We start from the raw sequence: 24,785 nt of genomic DNA, 5'->3' as shown, positions 1-24,785 counted from the left end.
AGCCGCCCCCTTCCCCAGTCCAAGATAACTCTCAATCACCCGCGGATTCCCCGCCAACTCCCGCGCCGGCCCGTGCAAGATCACTTCACCTGTCTCCAGCACATACCCATAATCAGCCACCTGCAACGCCGCCCGCGCATTTTGCTCGACCAGCAAAATCGCCACACCCGTTTCACGCAGCCGCGCAATGATGTGAAAAATCTCGCGAACGATGCGAGGCGCCAGTCCCAGGCTAGGCTCATCCAGCATCAGCAAACGGGGTTTGGCCATCAGTGCCCGCCCTACAGCCAGCATCTGGCGCTCACCGCCCGAGAGCGTACCCGCCTCCTGGCGACGACGCTCTTTCAACCGCGGAAACAAGGTGAATACTTCCTCCAACGTATCCCGCCAACCGCTTTCGCGCGCGCGATAACGGCGAAAGCCTCCCAGCAGGAGGTTGTCCTCGACCGACATGCTGCCAAACAATTCGCGGCGTTCAGGGACCAAAGACATGCCGGCCCCGACACGGCGCTCCACACCCCAACCGGACACATCTGCTCCGGCGTAATGCACAGCACCCGAGGCATGGCCCGTCGTCGGCAAGGCCCCCATCATCGCATTCAATAACGTGGACTTGCCTGCACCGTTCGCGCCAATCACCGTCACGATACTGCCCGGCGCCACCGTCAACGAGGCCTCGTTGAGCGCACCGACTTTGCCATAGCGAGCGCTGAGGCCCCGCACATCGAGGATCACATTCTGAGCTTGCGTCATTGCACACTCCCCGTTACCGGTGCGCCTTGATCGGCTTCGGGCAGATCATCATCGATGCCTCCCAGATAGGCTTCGAGCACAGCAGGATTCTGCTGAACCTCCGCAGGAACGCCCTCGGCCAACTTGGTGCCAAAGTCCATGACGACCAGATGATTGGTCAAACGCATCACGAAATCCATATCGTGCTCGACCAGCAAAATGCTCATACCCTCGGCACGCAATTGCTCAAGCACTTGTGCCAACTCTTGCTTTTCCTTGTAGCGCAGGCCAGCTGCAGGCTCGTCCAACAACAGCAAAATCGGATCGCTCGCCAACGCGCGCGCGATTTCCAGAATACGTTGCTGACCTAGGGCCAGGTTACCCGCCTGCTCGTAGAGATAATCGCCCAGACCTACGCGCTTGAGCTGTGTGGCGGCCTCGTGCAACAAACGGGCTTCCTTGGCCCTGTCGCTATGCAGCGCCCCCGCCACGACACCGACGTCAGCCCGCATGTGCGCACCCAGCGCGACGTTTTCGAGGACAGACATCCCCGGCAGGAGCTGCACATGTTGAAAGGTGCGCCCTACGCCACGGCGCGCGATGTCGCGTGCGCTGCGGCCGTTGATGGATTCGCCCAGGAAACGCACCTGGCCGCGCGTCGCCGGCAACACGCCGCTGATCAAGTTGAAGGTCGTGCTTTTGCCCGCACCATTCGGACCAATCAGGCCCACGATCTCGCCAGCGCGGACTTTGAACGAAATATCATTGACCGCAACCAAGCCGCCAAATTCCTTGCGTATGCTTTCTACATCCAGCACCAGTTCACCGCGCTCTGGACGATCGCGTTGCGGCAAGGCTTCGGCATTGGGAGGAGGCGCCCGATGACGACGCGATCCCTCGCTGCCCGTCAAGCGAGCCCAACCCGCAGACAAGATCGGCCATAAGCCATTCGCGGCGTACTGCAACACCAAAATGAGCAACACGCCGAAAACGATGAGCTCGAAATTGGCGTCCGTGTCCAACAGCTTAGGTAACAGATTCTGCAATTGGTCTTTCAGGCCCAGAATCACGGCGGAGCCCACCAAGGCGCCCCATACGTGACCTGCGCCCCCCACGACGGCCATGAAGAGATATTCGATCCCGTAATTCAAGCCGAATGGACTGGGACTGACAGCACGTTGCATGTGCGCATAGATCCACCCCGACAAACACGCCAGCAAGGCGGCCCAGACAAAAATGATGATCTTGTATGAGCCGGTGTTCACCCCCATGGACTCGGCCATGCCCGCACCGCTTTTCAGTGCACGGATGGCGCGGCCCGGACGGGAACTGAGCAGGTTGCTGGTCGCCCACAACGACAACAGCAGGAACACCCAGATCAGGTAGTAAATATGACGGCCGTTGGCTAATGAAAAACCGAACAGGCTGATTGGCTCCAGGCCCGCGATCCCATCATGCTTTCCTAGCCAATCCAGATTGCCGAACAAGAAATAGAGCGACAAGCCCCAGGCGATGGTGCCCAACGGCAAATAATGGCCGGACAGACGCAAGGTGATCAGGCCCAGCAAATAGGCGATGACCGCGGTCAATAATAGCCCTGCCAGCAATGCCAGCCACGGCGAGGTGTCGTAATGGCTGGTCAACACGGCGGTGGTGTATGCCCCCAGCCCGACAAAGGCTGCCTGGCCAAACGACGTCAGTCCGCCCACACCCGTCAACAACACCAGCCCCAACGCCACCATCGCGGCCAGTCCGATGTAATTGAGCTGCGTAATCCAGAACTCGGGCGTCGCAGGCACCATGGGCAATATCACCAACAAGGCGATGAATGCGATTAACAGAATACGGTTGCTCATGGCGATCACTCCTCGTCATCCGTATGGTGGCTGCTGAACGATCGCCACACGAGCACCGGAATGATCAGCGTGAACACTATGACTTCCTTGTAGGCGCTGGCCCAAAACGAAGAAAACGCCTCAAGCACACCCACCAGCACCGCACCCGCGGCCGCAAGCGGATAGCTGGCCAAGCCGCCAATGATCGCGCCCACAAAGCCTTTCAGGCCGATCAGAAAACCCGTGTCGTAGTACACCGTCGTGATCGGTGCGATCAACATGCCGGACATGGCGCCGATCGCCACCGCCAACGTAAAGGTCAAGCTGCCCGACATCGTAGTGCTGATGCCGACCAGCCGCGCGCCGCGGCGATTCACCGCCGTCGCACGCAACGCACGGCCGTATAGGGTTTTGCCAAAGAACAACCACAGCGCAACAATCAACAGCGCGCAGGTCCCGACGACAAAGAGGCTCTGCGCCGACCACGTGGCAGGCCCCAGATTCACTTGCCCACTGACAAAGGCGGGCGTACGCCATCCCTCTGCGCCAAAGAACACCAAGGCCAGTCCCGTCAGCGCAAAGTGCACCGCCACGGAAACAATCAGCAGGACCAACACCGACGCCTCGGCCAACGGCTGATACACAATGCGATAGATCATCGAACCCATCGGAATGATCAGCACCAAGGCGAGCAACATATTCAGCCATAGCGAGTTATCCGGCGCGGCATAGACCGAGGCCAACCACAACAACGCCAGCGGCAAGATCACACACGTCAATACGACTTTGGGCAACGCGGCCCAACTGCCTGTACGCACGGCACGCAGCAGTTCCAGCACCAACACTACGGCGCCCAGCAGCGGCAACAGGTATGCGGTACCCGGCACACGGCCATTGACCAGCATGGCCAGGGTCAACGCGCCAAACGCGACGAACTCGCCCTGAGGAATAAAGATGACGCGCGTCACGGTGAACACCAGGACCAGCGCCATACCCAGCAATGCATAGATGGCACCGTTGACGATACCGTCCTGCAACAGGATGAGGGCAATTGAAAAATCCATGAAACTGCCTTATGGGATTCTGACAAGACTGCCTGATGACATGGATACGTCATCAGGATTGACGTGGATTATCGCGGATATGACACACCGGCCCTCAGGCCGGTGTATTGAAAACCAGCAGACGTCAGCGCCACGTCGGCGATGGCTGCCTCACAAATCAGGCTGGTACACCCACTTGCCCTTCTCAACCTTGACCATGACGCGCGAACGCTCGTCAAAGCCAGCATGTTCGGTGGGGCTCATGTTGAAAACACCTTGGGATGCGGGCAAGTTCTTGATGCCTTCCAGCGCATCGCGCATCGCCGCGCGAAACTCGGGGGTGCCAGGCTTGGCGCCGCTCTTTAGTGCCACAGGCAAGGCCGCAACGATCAACTGGCCTGCGTCCCACATATGGCCGCCAAAGGTATTGGTGGTGCCGGCGCCATACTTGCCTTCGTAGGCAGTGGTGTAAGCCAGGGCCGATTTTTTCACCGGATTGCTGTCAGGCAATTGCGCCGCGACCAGCAACGGGCCTGCAGGCAGCAGCATGCCGTCGCAATCTGCACCGCAAACACGCAGCACGTCATTATTGGCCGCACCGTGCGTTTGATAAATCGTGCCTTGGTAATTGCGCGCGCGCAGTTCTTTTTGCGGCAGCGCCGAAGGCGTGCCGGCGCCGGCGATGAGAATCGCATCGGGTTTGGAGCTGATCAATTTCAGCACCTGGCCCGTGACACTCGTGTCCGTGCGGCCGTATTTTTCGACCGCCGTGATCTCGATGCCCTTGCCCTTGACGGCCTCGCGCATCACTGCCAACCAACCATCACCATAGGCATCGGCAAAACCGATGAAGCCCAAGGTTTTCACCTTGGACTTGGCCAAGGCATCGGCCAAGGCACTGGCCATCAAGGCATCGTTTTGCGGCGTCTTGAACACCCAGCGGCGTTTGTCATCGACCGGCTCGACGATCTTGGCGCTGGCAGCGACGCTGATCATCGGGACTTTGGCCTCGGCGGCGACGTCCACCATGGCTAGCGAGCCCGGCGTGACAGAGGTCCCCACCAACACGTCGACTTTGTCGTCGGACACGAGTTTGCGCGAGTTTTTCACAGCCTGAGTCGTGTCGGTCGCATCATCCAGCACGATCCATTCGATTTTTTGACCGGCGACTTCGGTGGGCAGCAATGCGACCGTGTTGCGCTCGGGGATCCCTAGCGAAGCAGCGGGGCCGGTACTGGCGATGGTGACTCCCACCTTGACTTGGGCACTGGCCAGTAGCGGCAGGCTCAGCGCCACAGCCGCGGCGGCCGCGGACAAGCCGAAATACTTGCGCGTCATGTTGTTGTCTCCTGTGTGGGCTCTTGTTATGGCCCCGAAATCGGGAAAGTGAGCCCGGTTGATGTTATACAGAAATTCAGATATTTGAGCCAGAAGTGTATCAAATAGCCTTCAAATAAAACCCCGTGACTTCCCTAGTCCGCCCTCGCACGCATGCAAGCACGTCGACGCAAAAGCGAGCCCGCAATCCAACCTGCAGCTATTCGCACGGGCGACGGGTCGGCCGCGTTTGGCGAAGGCCGTCCCTCCCCGTTCCACACGGCCAGGTGGGCACGCTAAAAAATCAAATGCATTCAACAATAGCGAATGTTGCCTCTGACCGGGAACGGCGTCATTAAGGGGATTCCCGCAGAATCGGCCATACGCGTTCGACACGCCACGCCACCCAGGAGGCAACGGCAACCTTGACCAGATCGCCGGGGATGAATACCAACATCGCCATCATCGCTTTGCCCAAGCCCATCTGCGTCACGGAGGCGAGCCACAGCACGCCGATCAGATACACGGCGCCAATACCGCCGGCGATGCACGCCAAGCCATAAGCCAGCACGGTCCTGACGCTCTGGCCCGGGGTGCGGACCCAGCTACGCGCCAGCCAACCGGTGACGACGGCGCCCAGCGCCATGCCCAACAGGAAACCGCCGGTCGGCCCGAAAAACACGCCCAGCCCACCGCGGCCTCCCGGCAGCACAGGCAACCCGATCGCAGCCAGCAACAAATACAGCAAGCACGCCAACCCGCCGCGCACCGGCCCCAACATGGCGCCCGTCAGCATGACGCCCAGGCTCTGCAAGGTCACCGGCACCGGAATAGCCGGCAAGGGGATCGGCGGTACCAGGCTCAGCACCACAATCAGCGCCGCGAACAGCGCAATCAACACGGTATCTTGGGTTTTCATCATTCACCACGCGCATCAATGGCCTGAGCGACTTGCTGGGCCCGTTTCAATGTCCGCACCACCAATGGCACCAGCAATGCCAAAGGATGTCGGGCCAAACCGCGGGCCGCCTGCGCCTCGCGGATTTCCTGATAATGACGCCAGATTTCCGGCACGAAACGCAAGGTCAACGCCAGGGCCAGCGCTACCTTGCTCGCATCTACCCATCCTAGCCGGTCCAGCGGCGACAAAGCGCGTTCGCAGACGGCGATCAGGTCCGAACTCCTCGTCGACAGCGTCACCGCCAAAGCCAGACCGACCAAGGCCGCGATGCGCAGCAACACGATCACCGCCGGCAGCCAACCCTGGAACACCACGGCAAACACGCCAATCGCCGCCAGCACCCAAACGAGGCCCCGCACCTGACGCCAGCAAGCGGCCGCCCCCACGCCGGTCGACCATACCAACACGCAGGACACCGCGAACGCAATCGCGAGCCCCCAGGCATTCTGCACGAAAAACAATCCGATGCCCGCGACCACCAGCGCCGCTAATTTATAGCCGGCTGGCAGCCGATGCAGCCAGCGATCACCCTTTATATAAAGGGGCTCGATCATCATGCGCAATGCTCCCGATACCAGCGTAACGCAGGGCCGGGGCAGTCATCCGCGGCGATCTGCCCATCGACCACTACCAGGACACGGTCAAAGTCCTGCAGCAGCTCCAGGTCATGGCTGACGACGACGGCTTGCTGTTCCAGCCCGGCAATCGCGCGGGCGACCCTATTACGATTGCGCAGGTCCAATTGCGTCGTAGGCTCGTCAAACACCACCAAGGCCGGCTGCATCACCAGCACCGATGCCAACGCCACCAGTTGGCACTCACCGCCAGACAAGGTGTGGCTCGCCCGGTCCACCAGATGCCCTACCCCCAAACCGTCCAGGCTGGCTTGGATACGCTGCGCCGACTCTTGCGCGGGCAGGCGCTGCGCTTTCAGGCCAAAAGCCATGTCCTCGCGCACAATGGGGTATACGATTTGGTTTTCGGGGTTCTGGAATACGAATCCCACCTGACGGCGGATCGCCTTGATATCGTGCCGGGTATCCAGGCCGTCGAGGGTCACCCGGCCGGCCGTCGGCAGCACCAGGCCGTTGAGCAGCTTGGCAAAGGTGCTCTTGCCGGCCCCGTTCGGCCCGACCACGCCCACCCGGCGCTGGTCGAGGGTCAAACTCACCCCCCGCAATGCCTGGGAATGCGGTGTGGCAACAACGGCGTGATCAAACTCGATTAACATGGGGCGAAATTATGCCCGAACCCCATGCTTGAACCATTTCAATCATCCGGGCTCCAAGAGGTGACATGGAAAAAGTACGTAAAACCGACGAGGAATGGCGCGCCCAACTGACGCCGCAAGAATACGCGGTAGCGCGCCAGAAAGGCACCGAGCGCGCCTTTACCGGCCGTTATTGGGACACGACACAGCTGGGTATTTACCGTTGCGTCGGCTGTGGCACTCCGCTATTTGCCTCGGACACCAAGTTCGACGCCGGCTGCGGCTGGCCCAGCTATTTCGAGCCTATCGATCCAGCACGCGTGCGCGAAGAGCGCGATATCTCTCACGGCATGGTGCGCACCGAAGTCCTGTGCAATATCTGCGACTCGCACCTGGGCCACGTATTCCCCGACGGGCCAGAGCCCACCGGACTGCGTTATTGCATCAACTCGGTATCGCTCAAATTCGAACCCATCGAGAACGAATGAAGAAATTCCTGTTTGACCTATTCCCACTGATTCTTTTCTTCATCGCGTACCGATTTGCCGATATCTATACCGCGACAGCGGTGGCGATCGCCGCCTCGGTTGCCCAGTTCATTTGGTTACGGGCAACAGGCAAACGTATCGAAATGACACACTGGATCAACCTGTCGGTCATCGTGATTTTCGGCGGTGCGACGTTGTGGCTGCACAGCGATGTGTTCATCAAATGGAAGCCCACTGTCCTGTACTGGCTGTTTGGCGGCGCCCTGCTCGGCTCTCGTTTCCTGTTCGGCCGCAACCTGATGCGCCGGCTGCTGGGCGCCCAAATTGAACTTTCCGATACAGCCTGGGACAAACTCAACCTGAGCTGGGCCTTGTTTTTCCTGGCCGCAGGCGCCATTAATCTGTACGTGGCGTTTTCCGGCCATTTCACGGAATCGCAATGGGTGAATTTCAAGGTCTTCGGGCTGATGGGGTTGTTGCTGGTATTTGTGATTGGCCAGTCGTTATGGCTGAGCAAACACATGCAGCATCCCAGCCAACCAGAGGCCAACGATCCTCAACGCGAAATAGGCAAAGACTGATGCTCAGCGAGGACTCATCGTCCGATTTTTATCCGTTTGAGTTATCTGCTTGTATTTTCTATTTAAGGTCTGATCGTTTTATCCATCGTTCATCGTTTGACTCATGCCCGACACCACTGACCGCATCGCGCTGATACGCACCCGCCTGGCTGCCCTGGAGCCGACCGCACTAGACATCCGCGACGACTCGCACCTGCACGCCGGACATGCGGGTGCACAGGGTGGCGCCGGCCACTACCATGTACGTATCGTGGCCTCGCGCTTTGCCGGTTTGACGCCTGTTGCCCGGCATCGTCTGGTGTATGATCTTTTGCAAGACCTGATCCCTCATCCTATCCATGCGCTTGCGCTTGATGCCCAAGCCCCTCTGACAAATTCCTAAAGGAAATCCATGAAACGCATCGTGATGCTGGCCGCTGCTTGCGCGGTCGCGGTACCCGCATTTGCGCAGAACGTCGCCACCGTCAATGGCAAGGCGATCTCTCAGCAAAGCTTGGATCAATTCGTCAAACTGCTGGTCAGCCAGGGCGCAACCGATTCGCCGCAACTGCGCGAACAGGTCAAGCAGGAAATGATCAACCGCCAGATCTTCGTCCAGGCGGCCGAAAAAGACGGCGTCGCCAAGCAAGCGGACGTCCAGACCGAAATCTCGCTGGCCCGCGAAGGCATCCTGGTTCGCGCGCTGATGGCCGACTACCTGAAAAAGCACCCTGTCACCGACAAGCAGATCCAGGACGAATACAACAAGGCCAAGCAGCAACAAGCTGGCCAACAGGAATACAAGGTCCGCCACATCCTGGTCGAAGACGAGAAAACTGCCAACGACCTGCTCGCGCAGATCAAGAAAGACAAGAGCAAGTTCGCCGATCTGGCCAAGAAAAACTCCAAGGACCCTGGTAGTGGCGCCAATGGCGGCGATCTGGGCTGGGCTCCTCCCACCAACTACGTGAAGCCATTTGCCGACACCGTCGGCAGCCTGAAGAAAGGCCAACTGGCCGACAAGCCGGTGCAGACGCAGTTCGGTTGGCACATCATCGAGGTCGAGGACACCCGTCCGGTGGAATTCCCCCCGCTGGATCAGGTCCGTCCGCAACTCGAAGAAATGCTGCGTCAGCAGGCTTTGGGTGAATACCAGAAGCAACTGCGCGAAAAAGCTACGATCAAGTAATGATGACGGTGAGCCTGGCTGCGGTGTTGTACTGTGGTCAGGTTTGGCTGGAGGCGTTCGTTAACGACTCTTGCTAGTTAGCCGTTGCATGATGATTGTGAAGAAGGGCCCTGGTTTTGAACTGGGGCTTTTTTTATCGCTGTTGGGGTTGTGGGCGGTTGCTGCTCTTGATTGTCTCTCTGAAGGCGTCCCTGTCGCGTGCCTGGGCGTGGTGCCGGGCCTATCGCACGGACTCGGCCCATGACCAGGGGCCTCGGTCCGCTGCGCGGACTAAATCCGTGCTCAACGGCCCGGCNCCACGCCCAGGCACGCGACAGGGACTCATGATGAGGGAATNCAACGAGGGCTGATTGCCATCNGCGNTTTTNGAAGCTGTCTTTGCTAATGCNATNGGCAGGGTTCNTGTCACGNGGCCANACTGGACGCNAATCAACGGAGTCTGCTCAACAACGAGNAGNGTANNAACATCCGTCAATGGCAGACATTGCGAGCAGGAGGTNGGCGTGTAAAAGCCCCGCCGGGCCGTTGAGCCGCGATTTAGCCCGCGAAGCGGNCCGAGGCCCCTGNTCATGGGCCGAGTCGCCGCGATAGGCCCGGTGCGGCTTNCAGGCACCCGGCTGGGACGCCTAAACAGAGACACCCCAGGCAATCGCGAACCTCACCCTTCTCCGTAGCGCGCCGCAGCCACTCCCGGCTCAGGATCCGGATGCTTGCCCGCATGCTCGACGATGTAACTGAACGCCCGTCCATTTTCCTCGGCGAACGTCACCACATCCGCGCACACGGATTCGATCCGCGCCGCGTCATCGGCCAACGCGGGATCCCCCGAATGCAGCTTTACCAACCACAACACGACACCGGTTTTTTGATCCAGCACCGTGTCGCACAAGCAGTCGTACAGCGCATCGAAATTCCCGCCAAAATATTCAGGAAAATCGACCGCCTTGGCGATCGCCCGCAATACCGCCGACCGGCTGCGCGCCCGGTCGCATTCGGCCACCATGAACGCCAATCCGAGCTCACGCGCAGCCTCATTCACGGCCTCTTTGTGCAGATCGCCATGATCGATCGCGCCACCGCTGCTCAATTGGCGCTGCAACGTAGACTGGCCATTGTGCGTCATGCCTGGCCCTCCTTGAAAAAACCCGCGACATCTTCGCTACGCCGCATCGTATCGGCATACCCCAGTTCAATCAATCGTTGTGTGTAAGCGCCTTCGAACAATAAATAAGACAACAGCGCGCCACCACCCGAACGATCAGGGTCGGACGATACACCGAGTACGCGAAAAAGGGTACGGGCTTCGAGGGGCATTTCAGATAAATAATCGAGTGCCAACAGATCCAACGACTGACTGGGGGTCAAGGTCAGAACGTTCACACGCCGGACACCCCCGCCAACAGCCGGATCATGGCCGATGTAAGTGACCAGTTCGTTAATCCGTTCCAGACGCTCTAAATCCATCGATAAGCCGTCTAGAAAGATGCTGGACAGCACATGCCCGCCCACTTGCGCCAAGCTGGGATAAGGCGGCGCGGCCTCGCGTTTTTCGGGATGAGTCTCATCACGAAAGCTGGTTCCTATCACCAACACGCGCTCAGCCCCCAGATGGATGGCCGGGCTGATGGGGGCCAACTGTCGCATGGAACCATCACCGCACCACTCGCGCTGGCCCTGCACATCGACAGGCTGCGCAGGAAAGATGAACGGAATGGATGAGGACGCCATCAGATGCTGGACGCCTATGCGTACGGACAGCGCGCGCCGCAGTGAACGATGCCAGGGTTCAATCGCGTGGTTCGACTGATAGAAGGTCAGATGTTCGCCGCTGGTGAACCCCGAAGCGGTGATCGCCAAGGCGCTTAAGGCGTTGTGCTGCAGGTTGGCATGCAAATGCTCGAAATCGAGTACGCGCGTCAGCAGCTCGGCCAACGGCTTGTTATCCAGCAACGATCGAGGCCGTTCGCGGCCCAGACCGGAAAACATCCATCCCAAAGCCAGCAAGCCCAGCCAACGCACGCCGGTCTTGATCAAACCCGGTGCGTCGGCACGGTACACCATGCTGGTGTGCAAAGATTCCCAGAGACGTTGAATGCGGCGCACCGCCAAGTGCGGACGATCGGCACGGCATGCCAGGGCGGTGGCGTTGATAGAGCCCGCTGAGGTGCCGCAGATGATCGGAAAGGGATTGTGGAAACCCGGATGGGATTCGGGATCGAGAATATCCAATACAGCGCGCAGCGCGCCTACTTGGTAGGCCGCACGCGCGCCACCGCCGGTCAACACCAGCCCCGTCGGAGAACGGGGCTGGCTGGCGGCCTGCGCGATGCTATTTGGGGATGTTGGCATCAACGACGACCAGGGCGGTCATGTTGACGATACGGCGCACCGTGGAACTGGACGTCAAAATATGCACGGGCGCGTTGGCCCCGAGCAAGAACGGTCCCACGGCGACGTTGCCGCCCGCCGCTGTCTTGAGCAGGTTGTAGGCGATATTGCCGGAATCCACGTTGGGGCAAACCAACAGGTTGGCTGCACCTTTGAGGGTCGACGATGGCAGGATGCGAGTGCGCAGGGCCTCGTCCAATGCGCAATCGCCGTGCATTTCGCCGTCGATTTCCAGGTCCGGGGCGGCTTCGCGCACCAGGGCAAGTGCTTCGCGCATTTTCGCGCCCGAGGACGAGCTGCCTGTACCGAAATTCGAACGCGACAGCAACGCGATCTTGGGCGCCAGGTTCAGGCGCTTCATTTGCTCGGCCGCGGCGATGGTGATCTCTGCGATCTGTTCGGCCGTAGGATTGTCGTTGACGTGCGTGTCCACCAAGGCCACCACACGCTCATTGAGCAACAGCACGTTCATGGCGGCATAGACGTTGGCGCCGGGGCGCTTGCCGATCACTTCGTCGATGAAGCGCAGATGCTCGGCGTAGGAACTGACCACACCGCAGATCATGCCGTCTGCCTCACCGCGATGCAGCATCATGGCGCCGATCAGCGTCAGGCGGCGGCGCATTTCGACGCGCGCCATTTCCTTGGTGATGCCGCGGCGGCACATCATTTCCCAGTACGTCGTCCAGTACTGGTGGAATCGCTCGTCGTACTCGGGGTTGGTGACCTCGACGTCCTCACCCAGGCGCAGGCGCAGGCCATATTTTTCGATACGGGCGGCCAGCACTGCCGGACGTCCCACGAGGATAGGTTTGGCCAGCCCCTCGTCAACCACGACCTGCACGGCGCGAAGCACGCGTTCGTCTTCGCCCTCGGTGAAGACAATTCGCGCCTTGCCGCCGTCGCGTACCAGGGTCTTGGCCGCCGAGTACAGGGGCTTCATGAAAGCGCCGGAGTGGTACACGAATTGCTGCAGTTGCTCGACGTAAGCCTCCAGATCGGCCAACGGACGCGTCGCAACCCCGCCTTCCATGGCGGCCTTGGCCACGGCGGGCGCGATGCGGGTGATCAAACGCGGGTCGAACGGCTTGGGAATCAGGTATTCACGGCCAAAGCTGATGTCGTACGTGCCATAGGCAGCGGCCACGACCTCGTTTTGCTCTTCCTGGGCGAGTTTGGCGATGGCGTGCACGGCTGCCATTTCCATTTCACGCGTAATCGTCGTCGCGCCAACATCCAGCGCGCCCCGGAAAATATAGGGAAAGCACAGAACGTTGTTGACCTGGTTCGGATAGTCGGAACGGCCCGTTGCCATCACGACGTCGTCGCGTACCGCGTGCGCGTCTTCGGGCAGGATCTCGGGATTGGGGTTGGCCAGCGCCAGGATCACCGGGCGAGCCGCCATCGAGGCGACCATCTCGGGCTTGAGCACGCCGCCTGCCGACAGCCCCAGGAACACGTCTGCGCCCTGGATGACTTCGGCCAGCTTGCGCTGTTCGGTCTTTTGAGCAAAACGGGCCTTGTCGGGGTCCATCAACGCGACACGCCCTTCGTAGACGACGCCTTCGAGGTCGGTCACCCAGATGTTTTCAATGGGCACGCCCAGATCCACCATCAGGTCCAGGCAAGCCAGCGCGGCCGCACCGGCGCCCGAGGCCACGACTTTGACTTGATCGATCGCTTTGCCCACCACTTTCAGGCCGTTGATAAAGGCCGCCGAGACACAGATGGCCGTGCCGTGCTGGTCGTCGTGGAACACCGGGATTTTCATGCGCTCGCGCAGTTTGCGCTCTACGGTGAAGCACTCGGGGGCCTTGATATCCTCGAGGTTGATGCCGCCGAAAGTCGGCTCCAGCCCCGCAATGATTTCGACCAGTTTGTCCGGATCGGTTTCGTTGATCTCGATGTCGAACACGTCCAGGCCGGCAAACTTCTTGAACAAGACGGCCTTGCCCTCCATGACGGGCTTGGAGGCCAGCGCGCCGATGTTGCCCAGGCCCAGCACAGCGGTCCCGTTGGTAATCACGCCGACCAGGTTGCCGCGCGCCGTGTAGCGCACCGCATTGACGGGGTCGTTGACGATTTCTTCACAGGCTGCTGCCACCCCAGGTGAGTAGGCCAGCGCCAAATCACGCTGGTTCGACAATTGTTTGGTCGGCGTGACAGCGATTTTGCCGGGGCGGCCGGACTCATGATAATCAAGTGCGGCTTTGCGAAAATTGGCGTCCATATGGCGGGCTACTCAGTTGGTCCACGAAAGTGGGGAATTCTAGCTTAGAGAGGCGATTATCTTACTTCCAGATGACAGGCGCGTCCGGTAAAAACGGCACCGCTGGCGTGACAGAAATGGCGCGGACGGAAACGGCATCGCGGCTCACCCGTAGATATCCAAAGGATCAAACGCGTTTTTGATGCGAATCTGCAGCCTGCGAGCTGCATTGGCCACTTTATCGCCCGAGGATGCCGGTCCTGGCAAGGCCGCGGGGCCGGGCGGCGCTCCGGCAGCGTGTGACCAGGCAACGGTCGATGCGCCTGGATCAGCTCCCTCTTGCCCTGCCTGCCGGACCTCGACCGGAATCAATGTGACAGACTCCACCCAGGCCAACGCACCGCCGTGCCCCAGTAACAATTGAGCGAGGTTGACCTCTGCAGGCGCCGCTGGCTGCAACGCATCCAATCGATAACGACACGGCCACTGAGGAGCCTCGCGGCACATCACCGCATCTGGAGACGACGACAATTGAAACAGCGCGGGTACCAGGCGCTGCACCATCGCGGAGCGCAAGGGCCTCACCCCGGCGGCGCCAAATGGCCCCAGCGTCTCGGTCGTGCCGTCGGAAAACAACAATTCGGCCTCCACTACGCCGCTCATGGCAGTGCCCCCGGGCATCCAAGCGTGAGATTTCGCCAACCAGGCGGCCAAGGTCCAATCAGGCGGCGCCTCACGAAATTGCGGCAGCCCGGATGCCGCCAGCTCGCCGACCCGGCATCCCGGCTGCGCTACCCACTGGCCTGTCTCGGGATCATGGGTAAACGTGTCCAGGCTTGACGGATCGACCTCCAGCACATCTCCCTGGATCAGTGCATCGGTGTATTCCTGCCCTGGCTCATCAGGCGGACGATGATCAAGCGCATCGTGCGGGTCACCCGCCTTCGGCGTCGAGGGACGCGTGCCGCCGGTCAGGCCAGCGAGTTGCAACACCACGCCGTATTCGGCACAGAGCGCTCGCGCTTGCCGCACGTCGTCGCGATGTACAGGTATCAGACGGGCGCGATTCGGCGGCTCGACGCCTGGACCATGCGCCGGTGTCTCCGCCGTGAGAGTGGGTCCCGACGCCTGAGCCCCGGGATTGTGCGTCCGCCCTTGCTGAGGCGCCTCAGTCCGGAGATTGCGCACCTGCCCTTGCACCAGCCGCCCCAGACGCTGCAAAAAAGCGTCCCAGGGCGTGCGTGGCGTTTGCCGGCCAAACAGAAATGCGCGCCGCGATGGCTGCATCTACAATTCCTTTTTCGTTACGAGAACTGCCATGTCGCGCCTTGCCTCACGCGCCCAAGAATTCCTGACCTTTCACGCCGTCGAAGTCTTTAAAGAGGCCCAGGCATTGCAAGCCGCCGGCCGTGACATCGTCAGCCTCGGGATAGGCGAGCCGGACTTTACCGCGCCCGCGCAGGTCGTGGAAGCCCTGGACCGCGCCGCGCGAGCCGGCCTGAGCGGATACAGCGCCCCCGCCGGCCTGGCCGGATTGCGCGAGGCCATTGCCCAATTCTACGCAACTGAGTTCGGCGCCAAGATCGACCCCGCGCGCGTCATCGTCACCGCTGGCGCGTCCGGCGCCCTGTCGCTCGCGTGCGCCGCCATGGTGGATACCGGCGCGGAAGTCCTGATGCCCGACCCCTCGTACCCGGCAAATAGCAATTTCATTCTGGCCGCCGGCGGCCGTCCCCGCCTGATCCCCAGCGCGGCGGAAAAACGGTTTCAGCTATCGGCGCAAGACGTACGGGACCACTGGACGCCCGCAACACGCGGCGTGCTGGTTGCCTCGCCCAGCAATCCGACCGGCACCAGCATCGCGCGCGACGAGTTGGCCGCCTTGCTGCATGCCGTGCGCGAGCGCCAGGGCTTTGCCATCGTCGACGAAATCTATCTGGGACTCAGTTACGAAAACGAAGCGCGCTCGGCGTTGACGCTGGATGATGACATCATCGTCATCAACAGTTTCTCAAAATACTTCCACATGACGGGATGGCGGCTCGGCTGGATGATCGTGCCCGAACGCCTGGCCGGCCCCATCGAAAAAATGGCCGCCAGTCTGGCGATCTGCGCGCCCACACTGGCGCAGCATGCCGCCCTCGCCTGCTTTGCGCCCGACACGCTCAAGATCTACGAACACCGCCGCGAGGCCTTTAAACAACGCCGCGACTATTTGCTGCCCGAGTTCGAACGGCTGGGCCTGCATGTGCCTGTCAAACCGGATGGTGCGTTTTATATCTATGCGGACATTGCCGCGATGGGCGTTGACAGCTCGGCTTTCGCTCACCGGCTGCTGCACGACGCAGGCGTCGCAGCAGTGCCCGGTCTGGATTTCGGTCCGGCGCATGGTCACCACACGATGCGATTCTCGTACGCCACGGGATTGGACCGCCTGCAAGAGGCCGTGCGACGCATAGGCACCGTGCTGTAGATGTCGAGCGCAGGGCTGCTCATTCAAACGGGCATGCCCTTTCCTCCCATGCACCCGGGCCCCGCTCTACCCAGCCCAGCGCTGCCCAGTCCAGCTCATCCCATCTGCATCAACTTGACCGACTAAGTTCAATTAAATCGAAAAAAGCTTTCGACTAGTCGGGATTCCCCACAGAAACACCACCCCGCACAATCGTCTCTGATCTGTTGTCCAGTGTGAACTGGCACTCATACCGACAAGCCGGCGCAACGCAACGCCAGCTATCAGGAGACGAAGCGTGGAAACTTTTGATGTAGCCATCATCGGTGGTGGCAACGCGGCCTTGTGTGCGGCCATTTCGGCCCACGAATCCGGTGCCCGCGTCGTGCTGATCGAACGCGCGCCCAGAGAAACCCGCGGAGGCAACTCCGCGTTCGCGGGTGGTGCATTCCGCATCGCCTACGACGGAAATGACGACCTCAAGACGCTGATCCCCGACCTGTCGACCGAAGAGTTGCGCGACAACGATTTCAGCTCCTATACCGAAACGCAGTTTTTCGAAGAAAGCATGACCATGAGCGGCTACCGCGCCGACGCCGACGTGCTCGATGTCGTGGTCAAGGAAAGCATGCCCACGATGCATTGGATGCGCAGCCACGGCGTGCGCTTCATTCCGATCTACGGCCGTCAGTCGTTCAAGGTGGATGGCAAAAATAAGTATTGGGGCGGCCTCACCGTCGAGGTATCGGGTGGCGGGTTGGGCTTGATCGACGCGCTCTTTGCTCGCGCCGAAAAGCTCGGCATTGACATCCGCTATGGCGCCCGCGCCCATGGCCTGGCCCGCGATGGCGAAACCTGGAACGTAACCCTGCAACAAGATGGCCAGGACAGCTCGTTGCGCGCTCATGCCGTGGTGCTGGCCAGCGGCAGTTTCCATGCCAATCTGAAGCGGCGTGCAGAATACCTGGGTCCCCACTGGGATCTCGCCAAGGTGCGCGGCTCGCGCTACAACACCGGCGACGGTATCGACATGGCGCTGAGCGTGGGCGCCGTGGCGCACGGCAATTGGACCGGCTGCCACGCCGTGTTCTACGACCTCAACGCCCCGGCCTATGGCGATATCAACCTGCTCAACCAGCAAAAAAACTATTACACCCTGGGCATCGTCGTCAATGCGGACGGGCAACGTTTCGTCGACGAAGGCACGGATTTCCGCAACTACACCTACTCCGGCATGGGTGCACGCGTACTGTCACAACCCGGCGCGGTGGCTTGGCAAGTGTTTGACGCAAAGACGTCAAACCTGCTGCCCGACGAATACCGGGTGCGGCACGCCACACGGCTGGTGTCCGACACATTGGAAGGCCTGGCCGACCAGATGGACGGCATCAACAAGCAGGCCTTCTTGCAGACGGTGGCTGAATTCAACGCCGCCGTCGATCAAAGCGTGCCCTACAACCCGGCTATCAAGGATGGACGTTGCACGCGTGGGCTGGCTATTCCCAAATCAAACTGGGCGTCTCCCCTCGACACCGGCCCCTATGTGGCCTATGCCGTCACCTGCGGCATCACATTTGCCTACGCCGGCGTCAAGGTGAACACGCACGCTCAGGTGCTGGATGACACCGATCAGCCTATTCCCAACCTGTACGCGGCTGGCGAAATGGTGGGCGGCCTGTATTACGTGAAATACGCGGGCGGCATTGGATTGACCGCTGGCTCGGTGCTGGGCCGCAAGGCGGGTGCTCATGCCGCCGCCCGCGTTCGCCAAGCCTGACAACCCTATGCTCAATCAATCTCAAACACCCATGAACAACAACGATATCCAGGCCGACGTGGTCGTGGTGGGCGGCGGCCTGGCCGGCTTTGCTTGCGCGCTGCAAGCCGCGCAAGACGGCGCCGACGTGATTCTGCTGGAAAAGCTCGGAGAGATCGGGGGATCCTCCGCCATGAGCGGCGGCTGCCTGGCGTTTGCCGGCACCGATCTGCAAAAAGCCGCAAGCATCGAAGACTCCAGCGAGCTGCTCTATGCCGACCTGATCGAGGTGGGCAAGCACGAGAACGATCCTGCCCTGGTGCGCGCCTACGTGGACCACCAGCTCGAGACCTACGACTGGCTCAAACAGGCAGGCGTTGAATTCAGCCCCGTCATGGAAACCTCCTCGGGTCAATCCGTGCCGCGCGTCCATACCGTAGACCCGGCCGATACCGTGCGCGCCCTGGCGGGCCGAGCCAAGGACACGGGCAAGGTGCGGCTGTTACTGAACACCAGCGCGCTGCGGCTGATTCGCGATGCGCACGGCACAGTCGTCGGCGTGAGCGCCGAGCGAGAAGGCAACACATTCACGGCATCGGGAAAGCACGGTGTGGTGTTGGCCAGCGGAGGTTTCTGCAAAAACCCCGAACTGGTACACCGCTACGCGCCGCAGTATGACGACGCCGTGTTCATCGGTGGCGAAGGCAATGTCGGCGACGGACTGAAAATGGCGTTACTCATCGGCGCCGATTGCCGCGACATGATCTACATCAAGGGCACCTACGGCAAACACCCCACCGACGAGACCAACCATCACAGCCTGCTGGCCGTCTACAAAGGCGCGATCGCCGTCAATCAGGACGGTAAGCGCTACGTGGACGAGTCCATCTCGTACAAGCTCCTGGGGGACGCGTGTATCACCCAGCCGTACGGCGCCACGTTCCAGATTTTCGATCACCCCATCATGCAAAGCGGCGACAACGCCGTGCGCATCCTCGACATCGAACGGCGCCTGGAAGAAGGCCTGGTGATCCAAGCCGACACGATTGAAGCACTGGCCGAGCAGATTGAGGTGCCAGCACACGTGCTGATAGACACCGTGAACACCTACAACGGCTACGTGGACGCGGGGCATGACCCCGACTTTGGCCGTGCGCACTTGGTGCACCAGCACGGCGAACTCGTGCGCATCGAGACCGGCCCGTTCTATGCCTACCCGTCCACCGCGGCCGTGTATGGCACCTACTGCGGCTTGTGTGTGGATGCCGCCATGCATGTTCTGGATGTCTATGGCGACGTGATTCCCGGCCTGTATGCCGCTGGCGAAATGGTGGGAGGACTGCACGGTGCCGCATACATGACCGGCTCTGCGCTGGGCAAGGCCGCGATTTTCGGCCGCATCGCTGCTCGCAGCGCCACTCGGATCTGAGCGCCATGCATATCGCCGTATTACTGGCCGGCGTCGCAGATCCCAAGAAACTGCTGCCCAAGCCTGCGTCAAGTAACTGGCGCGACCTCCCTGCCGACACAGCGGTCTCGTACAAACTCAGCCCCTTTGACGAAGCCGCATTGGAAATCGCGCTCAAGCTGCGCGATCAAGGCGTCGCCACACGAGTCACCGCCATCGTCACCGACGGCGCCTACGATGTAACGCTGCTGCGCGCCGTGGCGGCACTCAAGCCCGACACGGTACGTGGTCTCAATCCCCCGCAAGCCCAACGCGGCAATCCGGCCTGGCTGGCGACGCACGCCGCCGGCCTGCTGCGTGAAGACGACACCTGGCCCAGCCTGGTGCTCATCGGCCGCGAACATGGCGACCTGGACGATGGCATGACAGCCGCCTATCTGGCCGATGCCTGGCAACTGCCGTATGCAGGCCAAGCCCTGCAAGTACGACCCTCGCCCGATGGTGGCTGGACGCTGTTGCGCAGCGGTGCGCTGAACGACGAATCGCTGCACTTGCCCGCTCCCGCGTTGGCCAGCATCAGCAACGACAAGAGCAATCGACTGCGTCATCCATTAATGAAAAACGTGGCGCTGGCCAAACAGATGACGTTCTCACAAGCGGTGCCTGACGGCGCGTCACCCGCGCCAGCCATCGCTCTGACCGACGCGGCACTTCCACAGACCGCCGCGCGTGGAGAGAACGCCTGCCGCATGCTGTCCGGATCCGTGGAAGAACAAGCCACCGCGCTGGCCGCCTATCTGCGCGCGCCCCTCGCACAGGAAAACCACCATGCCTGACAATCGTCCGATCTACGCGCTCATCCCCGCGTGCGGCACCGACGTTGACGCAGAACTCGCGCTCATGGCCGAGGCTCGCAAGCTGGCCGATCAGCGCGGCGGCCATGCACATGTCGTGATGGCGGGATCCGCCACCGAGCACGCCCTGGCCCAGGCGCGCGCCGCAGGTCTGGACCATGCCTGGCACATTGCCACACCCGTTGGCCTGCAAGTCCATCAATACGTCGATGTGTTTGCCACGGCGCTGCAGACGCCGGGCCTGGCCGATGGCCTGCGCGAGGCGCTGGTGCTGGTGATCGCAAATCCGGACAACGAGGCTCTCGCTGGCGCGCTGGCCGCACGGCTCGGCGGTGCGCCATTAGGGCGCTGTACAGGCTTTGCCTTTGACGAGCCAAGCGGTATATCCGCGCAGCGCAGCGCCTACGGCAATCGCTTGGACATCACACTGTCTGCCAACGCCGGGCCAGCCATTGCCGCAGTACGTCCCCAAGCGCTGCCCTCGGGTCACAGCAGACCGACCGAGATCCATGCACTCGAGGCCTGCAACGCGCGCGCCGCCTATCCGGTGAGCACCGTGCCTCGCACCGAACAGCATGCGAGTGTGGAAGGCGCGAGCATCGTCATCTCGGGCGGGCGCGGCAGTGGCGAGGCGGCGTTTCCCGCACTGTACGAACTAGCCGCCAAGGTAGGCGGCGCCGTGGGCGCCAGTCTGCCTGCGGTGGATGCGGGATGGGCGCCAGTCACCCGTCAGATAGGCATCTCGGGCAAATACGTCAGCCCGCACATCTACGTAGCCGTCGGCATTTCCGGCACGCCGCAGCATTTGGCCGGCATCGATCCGCACACCCGCATCGTGGCCATCAATAAAGACGCGGACGCCAATATCTTCAACGTGGCGCAGATCGGCGTCGTGGCTGAATGGCAGAGCCTCATCCCCGCGCTGATTCAGGCACTGGATACTTCCCCCGCGCACTAGCGCATCCCTCTCGTCATTAATAACAACACAGGAGACTTCCTTGCAGCCCAACCGCGCCATCCGCCGCCGCACGCTACGTGCCCTAGCCGGCGTCATCATCGTCACTCCATTGCTGAATGCCGGCCCCGTCCTGGCCAGCGAAACCTACCCCTCCAAGCCGATCCGGCTGATCGTCGGCTACCCGCCCGGCGGCTCGAACGATATCGCCGCCCGCATCATCGCTCCCGAGCTCAGCCAATTGCTGGGCGTATCGGTAGTCGTTGAGAACAAAGCCGGCGCCAACGGCGTGATCGGCGCCGACCATGTCGCCAAGGCCGAACCCGATGGCTACACCCTGCTGCTATCGAGCATGAGTCCCGTGATCCTGGCGCCGCAGACCATGAAGCAGCCGCCCTTCAATACGCTCAAGGACTTCGCGGCTGTCAACACGATGGCACTCACGCCCGAGGCCATCGCCATGGGGCCAAAACGCCAGGGCATCAACACACTGCCCGAGCTGCTCGATCTGGCCAAAAAAGAGCGCATCACGTTGTCATCATCAGGCTCGGGCGGACTGCCCCATCTGACCATCGAGTTGCTCAAGAAAGTGCGGCCCAATATCGAACACGTCCCCTACAAGGGGGCAGGTCCCGCGCTGACCGACACGCTCGCGGGTCACGTTGACGGCATCGTCATGGATCTGCCGCCGCTCTACAGCCAAATCAAGGAAGGCAAGCTCAAGGCCCTGGCGGTCACCAGCGAGCAACGCGTGAGTTTCCTCTCGCAAGTGCCCACCGCACAGGAGTCCCTGCCCGGTTTCAACGTAGAAAACTGGGTCGGTATTTTCGCCCCGGCCAAGACACCTGCCAGCGTATTGACCACGCTCGATCAAGCCGTGCGCAAAGCCGTCACCCAACCCAAGGTGAAGACCGCATTGGAGGCCGTCGCGCTATCTCCCGTCACACAGGATTCTCCGGCCGCCTTCCAGAAACAGGTCGCTGACGACTATGCCCGCTGGGGCAAGATCCTGCGCGACGCGGGCGTGGAAATGAACTGAAGCGGAGCACAAAATCATGCACAGCAAATACGGTAAATACGCCCTGCGCACCCTGCTGGCCGCGTGCCTGACCACGGCCAGCCTGGGCGCAGTCGCAGCGACCTATCCCACACACGCCCTCAAATTCGTCGTGCCCTATAACGCGGGCGGCGGCACCGACGTGCTGGCTCGCGCAGTGGCCCAAGGCACCTCCAAGGTCCTGAACCAATCCATCGTGGTCGACAATCGTCCCGGCGCCAGCGGCATGATAGGCGCGGACATGGTCGCCAAGGCCGCGCCAGACGGCTACACGCTGGTAGCCACGGCGTCAGACACGCACACCATCAATCCCCATGTCTATCCCAAGATCCCCTACAACGCGCCAAAGGACTTCGTCCCCGTGGCGCGTGTGGGTTACCTGCCTTATGCCATGGTGGTCAACCCACGCCTGGGCATCAAGGATATCCAAGGCTATATCGACCTGGCCAAAAAGAACCCTGGCAAACTCACCTATGCCTCATGGGGCGTAGGCAGCTCCAGCCATGTAGCCATGGAAATGCTGAACGTCAACCAACAGCTAGACGTGTTGCACGTGCCCTATACCGGCGCGGCGCCCGCCATGACTGCGCTCATCGGCGGGCAAGTCGATGCCTTGTTCGTGCCCTTGAGTCTGGCCAAGCCCAACGCCGACGCGGGCAAGGTCCTGATCATGGGCTTGGCCGCGCCCAAACGCTTTGTGGACGCGCCCGAGGTGCCCACCATGGTCGAACAAGGCATCCAGGTCATCGCGTCGCCATGGATAGGCATCCTGGCGCCCACCGGGACACCGGCTGACAACATCAACGTGTTGTCCGACGCCATCATCAAGGCCACTGCCATCCCTGGGGTCGCCGAGGCCCTGACCAAAGGCGGATTGGAAATCGCCCCACAAAACGCCAAAGATTTTGGCGCCTACCTCGTCGAAGACTACAAGGCCTGGGGCGATACCGTTCACGCAGCCAACATCAAAGCTGAGTAGGATTGGAGAACTTCACCGCGTCCGTGGTTTCAGCCTTGCAAAATCGCGCAAGGCTGCCCATGGAATTTGCATGCTCCTGTTCGCTGTGCGCGGCGCATGCGTCCTCCAGGACGATCACTTCATAGTCCCGGTCGTGAGCGTCGCGTACGGTAGCCTGCACTACGGCCTGCGTAGACACCCCAGAGCAATAAATACGCTGCACGTTGTTGGCGCGCAATTGCGCCTCGAGCGTCGTGGAGTAGAACGGGCTGACGCGGTGCTTGGTCACCTGAATGTCGCCGACCCGCTGTTCGAGATCGGGATGGATTTCCGTCCCCCATGCGCCTAATTTGAATATGCCGGCCTTGGGTGCGCCCGAGAACACCTGAGATCCCTCGGGGCACTCGGGGTAACCCTCCGAAAAGCCCACGCGTACAAACCCCACCAGGACATCGGCCGCACGCGCCTGGGCGATGGCCTTGGCCGTCTTGGCCAGAATCCGACGGCTTTGTACCTGCTCGCCCAATGGGCTCTTGCCGTTGGGGCCTTCGGCGTGAACGAGATCATTCTGCATATCGAGCACGAGATAGATGGAACGGGGAGCTTTCATATCGAATACCTATGTCAGTTGAAAAGGAAAAAATCAGTCGCACCAGATGCCGCCATTGACGTCCAGCACCTCACCGGTGATGAAACCCGACTGCGGCGATGCCAGGAACAGCACCGCCGCAGCGACTTCATCCGCGGCCCCCATGCGGCCCACGGGAATCAGATTCTTGAGCGATGGCGGAAAATTAGTGGTCATGGCCGAGGCGACCGGGCCAGGCGCCACGGCGTTTACCGTGATGCCCGACGTGGCCAGCTCCTTGGCCAGAAATGAAGTCATGATGTGCACACCCGCCTTGGATACGCCATAGGCCACGTTGCTGGCGCGTTCCTGTTCGGCGGGATCGATCCACGGACGCGGGTTGCCGCCATTTTTGCCGATGACCGACCCCAGATTGATGATGCGTCCGCCGCCCTGGTGTCGCATAGGCTCGATGGCAGCCTGGCAGCATAGAAAAGTGCCTTTGAGATTGATGTCAATGACGCGATCCCACTCGGCCTCCTGCAAATGCTCGGCGCTGCCCATCGACACCACACCCGCCACGTTCACCAGAATATCGAGACGGCCCAGCGTGGCGGTGATGTCCGCCATCACGCGCGCCACATCATCACGCCGGGTCACGTTCAAGCGCAGCGTCTGCACGTCGACACATGCAGGGTCGATCCGGTCGGCGCCATCGAGATCGGCAGCAACGACGCGTGCGCCATGCGCGGCCAGCGCGGCGGCCACCGTCCGGCCTATGCCACCCGCACCACCCGTTACCAGCGCGACCTTGCCAGCGTATAAATCAGCCGTATACATGGAAT

Annotated in this window: 24 protein-coding genes; 11 read left to right on the top strand and 13 right to left on the bottom strand. The window is 61.2% G+C overall.

The genetic code is table 11. The features are described from left to right. The 7 genes from ACNA0J_RS22790 to ACNA0J_RS22760 form a co-directional block, all read right to left on the bottom strand. A partial coding sequence (locus ACNA0J_RS22790) for an ABC transporter ATP-binding protein (RefSeq protein WP_415821144.1) occupies nucleotides 1–753 on the bottom strand: 753 nt, incomplete at its 3' end. Continuing rightward, a complete protein-coding gene (locus ACNA0J_RS22785) occupies nucleotides 750–2,588 on the bottom strand; it encodes a branched-chain amino acid ABC transporter ATP-binding protein/permease (protein ID WP_415821143.1) in 1,839 nt (612 codons plus the stop codon). The genes ACNA0J_RS22790 and ACNA0J_RS22785, both read right to left, overlap by 4 nt. A gap of 5 nt (nucleotides 2,589–2,593) precedes the next feature. Then, nucleotides 2,594–3,631, bottom strand: a complete 1,038-nt coding sequence (locus tag ACNA0J_RS22780; protein WP_415821142.1) for a branched-chain amino acid ABC transporter permease — start codon at nucleotides 3,629–3,631, stop codon at nucleotides 2,594–2,596. A gap of 150 nt (nucleotides 3,632–3,781) precedes the next feature. Then, nucleotides 3,782–4,948 carry an ABC transporter substrate-binding protein gene (locus ACNA0J_RS22775; RefSeq protein WP_415821140.1) on the bottom strand — a complete coding sequence of 389 codons (1,167 nt, stop codon included), beginning with the start codon at nucleotides 4,946–4,948 and terminating at the stop codon, nucleotides 3,782–3,784. Between the two features lie 334 nt (nucleotides 4,949–5,282). Further along, the gene (locus tag ACNA0J_RS22770; protein ID WP_415821151.1) at nucleotides 5,283–5,846 is read right to left on the bottom strand and encodes a biotin transporter BioY; all 564 of its coding nucleotides are present in this window, start codon (nucleotides 5,844–5,846) and stop codon (nucleotides 5,283–5,285) included. Then, nucleotides 5,846–6,442, bottom strand: coding sequence for an energy-coupling factor transporter transmembrane component T family protein (locus ACNA0J_RS22765; RefSeq protein WP_415821150.1), 597 nt, complete (start codon nucleotides 6,440–6,442; stop codon nucleotides 5,846–5,848). The genes ACNA0J_RS22770 and ACNA0J_RS22765 overlap by 1 nt, the downstream gene beginning before the upstream one ends. Further along, on the bottom strand, nucleotides 6,442–7,119 hold the full coding sequence (locus ACNA0J_RS22760) for an energy-coupling factor ABC transporter ATP-binding protein (RefSeq protein ID WP_415821139.1): 678 nt from the start codon (nucleotides 7,117–7,119) through the stop codon (nucleotides 6,442–6,444). Before ACNA0J_RS22760 ends, ACNA0J_RS22765 begins: the two co-directional genes overlap by 1 nt. Nucleotides 7,120–7,184: 65 nt before the next feature. Between ACNA0J_RS22760 and msrB the strand changes: the two genes are divergently transcribed. The 4 genes from msrB to ACNA0J_RS22740 all read left to right on the top strand — a co-directional run bounded on the left by msrB (nucleotide 7,185) and on the right by ACNA0J_RS22740 (nucleotide 9,335). Next, a complete protein-coding gene (msrB, locus tag ACNA0J_RS22755) occupies nucleotides 7,185–7,586 on the top strand; it encodes a peptide-methionine (R)-S-oxide reductase MsrB (RefSeq protein ID WP_415821138.1) in 402 nt (133 codons plus the stop codon). Then, complete coding sequence (locus tag ACNA0J_RS22750; protein ID WP_415821137.1) at nucleotides 7,583–8,167, top strand: septation protein A; 585 nt, start codon at nucleotides 7,583–7,585, stop codon at nucleotides 8,165–8,167. The genes msrB and ACNA0J_RS22750 overlap by 4 nt, the downstream gene beginning before the upstream one ends. A 103-nt stretch (nucleotides 8,168–8,270) precedes the next feature. Further along, the gene (locus ACNA0J_RS22745) at nucleotides 8,271–8,549 is read left to right on the top strand and encodes a BolA family protein (protein ID WP_415821136.1); all 279 of its coding nucleotides are present in this window, start codon (nucleotides 8,271–8,273) and stop codon (nucleotides 8,547–8,549) included. Nucleotides 8,550–8,558: 9 nt separating this feature from the next. Further along, nucleotides 8,559–9,335: a peptidylprolyl isomerase gene (locus tag ACNA0J_RS22740; RefSeq protein ID WP_415821135.1), complete on the top strand. Its 777-nt coding sequence runs from the start codon at nucleotides 8,559–8,561 to the stop codon at nucleotides 9,333–9,335. Nucleotides 9,336–9,993: 658 nt separating this feature from the next. Here the strand turns inward: ACNA0J_RS22740 and ACNA0J_RS22735 are convergent. The 4 genes from ACNA0J_RS22735 to ACNA0J_RS22720 all read right to left on the bottom strand — a co-directional run bounded on the left by ACNA0J_RS22735 (nucleotide 9,994) and on the right by ACNA0J_RS22720 (nucleotide 15,219). Continuing rightward, the gene (locus tag ACNA0J_RS22735; RefSeq protein WP_415821134.1) at nucleotides 9,994–10,458 is read right to left on the bottom strand and encodes a barstar family protein; all 465 of its coding nucleotides are present in this window, start codon (nucleotides 10,456–10,458) and stop codon (nucleotides 9,994–9,996) included. Continuing rightward, nucleotides 10,455–11,618: a patatin-like phospholipase family protein gene (locus ACNA0J_RS22730; RefSeq protein ID WP_415821149.1), complete on the bottom strand. Its 1,164-nt coding sequence runs from the start codon at nucleotides 11,616–11,618 to the stop codon at nucleotides 10,455–10,457. Before ACNA0J_RS22730 ends, ACNA0J_RS22735 begins: the two co-directional genes overlap by 4 nt. Before the next feature lie 46 nt (nucleotides 11,619–11,664). Further along, entirely contained in the window at nucleotides 11,665–13,953 is a 2,289-nt protein-coding gene (locus tag ACNA0J_RS22725) for an NADP-dependent malic enzyme (RefSeq protein ID WP_415821133.1), read from the bottom strand. A gap of 144 nt (nucleotides 13,954–14,097) precedes the next feature. Further along, nucleotides 14,098–15,219: a hypothetical protein gene (locus ACNA0J_RS22720; protein WP_415821132.1), complete on the bottom strand. Its 1,122-nt coding sequence runs from the start codon at nucleotides 15,217–15,219 to the stop codon at nucleotides 14,098–14,100. A gap of 31 nt (nucleotides 15,220–15,250) precedes the next feature. Between ACNA0J_RS22720 and ACNA0J_RS22715 the strand changes: the two genes are divergently transcribed. From ACNA0J_RS22715 to ACNA0J_RS22685, 7 genes are all read left to right on the top strand, one after another. Then, on the top strand, nucleotides 15,251–16,405 hold the full coding sequence (locus tag ACNA0J_RS22715; protein ID WP_415821131.1) for a pyridoxal phosphate-dependent aminotransferase: 1,155 nt from the start codon (nucleotides 15,251–15,253) through the stop codon (nucleotides 16,403–16,405). A 277-nt stretch (nucleotides 16,406–16,682) separates the two neighbouring features. After that, a complete protein-coding gene (gene tcuA / locus ACNA0J_RS22710) occupies nucleotides 16,683–18,161 on the top strand; it encodes an FAD-dependent tricarballylate dehydrogenase TcuA (RefSeq protein ID WP_415821130.1) in 1,479 nt (492 codons plus the stop codon). Nucleotides 18,162–18,168: 7 nt separating this feature from the next. Next, complete coding sequence (locus ACNA0J_RS22705; RefSeq protein ID WP_415821129.1) at nucleotides 18,169–19,569, top strand: FAD-dependent oxidoreductase; 1,401 nt, start codon at nucleotides 18,169–18,171, stop codon at nucleotides 19,567–19,569. Nucleotides 19,570–19,574: 5 nt separating this feature from the next. Beyond that, entirely contained in the window at nucleotides 19,575–20,384 is an 810-nt protein-coding gene (locus tag ACNA0J_RS22700; RefSeq protein WP_415821128.1) for a hypothetical protein, read from the top strand. Beyond that, entirely contained in the window at nucleotides 20,377–21,360 is a 984-nt protein-coding gene (locus ACNA0J_RS22695) for an electron transfer flavoprotein subunit alpha/FixB family protein (protein WP_415821127.1), read from the top strand. Before ACNA0J_RS22700 ends, ACNA0J_RS22695 begins: the two co-directional genes overlap by 8 nt. A 40-nt stretch (nucleotides 21,361–21,400) precedes the next feature. Further along, a complete protein-coding gene (locus ACNA0J_RS22690; protein WP_415821126.1) occupies nucleotides 21,401–22,396 on the top strand; it encodes a Bug family tripartite tricarboxylate transporter substrate binding protein in 996 nt (331 codons plus the stop codon). Nucleotides 22,397–22,412: 16 nt separating this feature from the next. Beyond that, on the top strand, nucleotides 22,413–23,393 hold the full coding sequence (locus tag ACNA0J_RS22685) for a Bug family tripartite tricarboxylate transporter substrate binding protein (protein WP_415821125.1): 981 nt from the start codon (nucleotides 22,413–22,415) through the stop codon (nucleotides 23,391–23,393). Here the strand turns inward: ACNA0J_RS22685 and ACNA0J_RS22680 are convergent. Both ACNA0J_RS22680 and ACNA0J_RS22675 read right to left on the bottom strand, forming a co-directional pair. Beyond that, nucleotides 23,380–23,982 carry a cysteine hydrolase family protein gene (locus tag ACNA0J_RS22680; protein ID WP_415821124.1) on the bottom strand — a complete coding sequence of 201 codons (603 nt, stop codon included), beginning with the start codon at nucleotides 23,980–23,982 and terminating at the stop codon, nucleotides 23,380–23,382. The two genes, ACNA0J_RS22685 and ACNA0J_RS22680, sit on opposite strands and share 14 nt — an antisense overlap. A gap of 33 nt (nucleotides 23,983–24,015) precedes the next feature. Beyond that, nucleotides 24,016–24,780, bottom strand: coding sequence for an SDR family NAD(P)-dependent oxidoreductase (locus tag ACNA0J_RS22675; RefSeq protein ID WP_415821123.1), 765 nt, complete (start codon nucleotides 24,778–24,780; stop codon nucleotides 24,016–24,018). Between the last annotated feature and the right edge of the window lie 5 nt (nucleotides 24,781–24,785).

Source organism: Bordetella tumbae (assembly GCF_965139195.1).
Lineage (GTDB): Bacteria > Pseudomonadota > Gammaproteobacteria > Burkholderiales > Burkholderiaceae_B > Bordetella_A > Bordetella_A tumbae.
The sequence above is the reverse complement of the archived record's forward strand: the minus strand, read 5'-3'. Positions and strand labels throughout refer to the sequence as shown.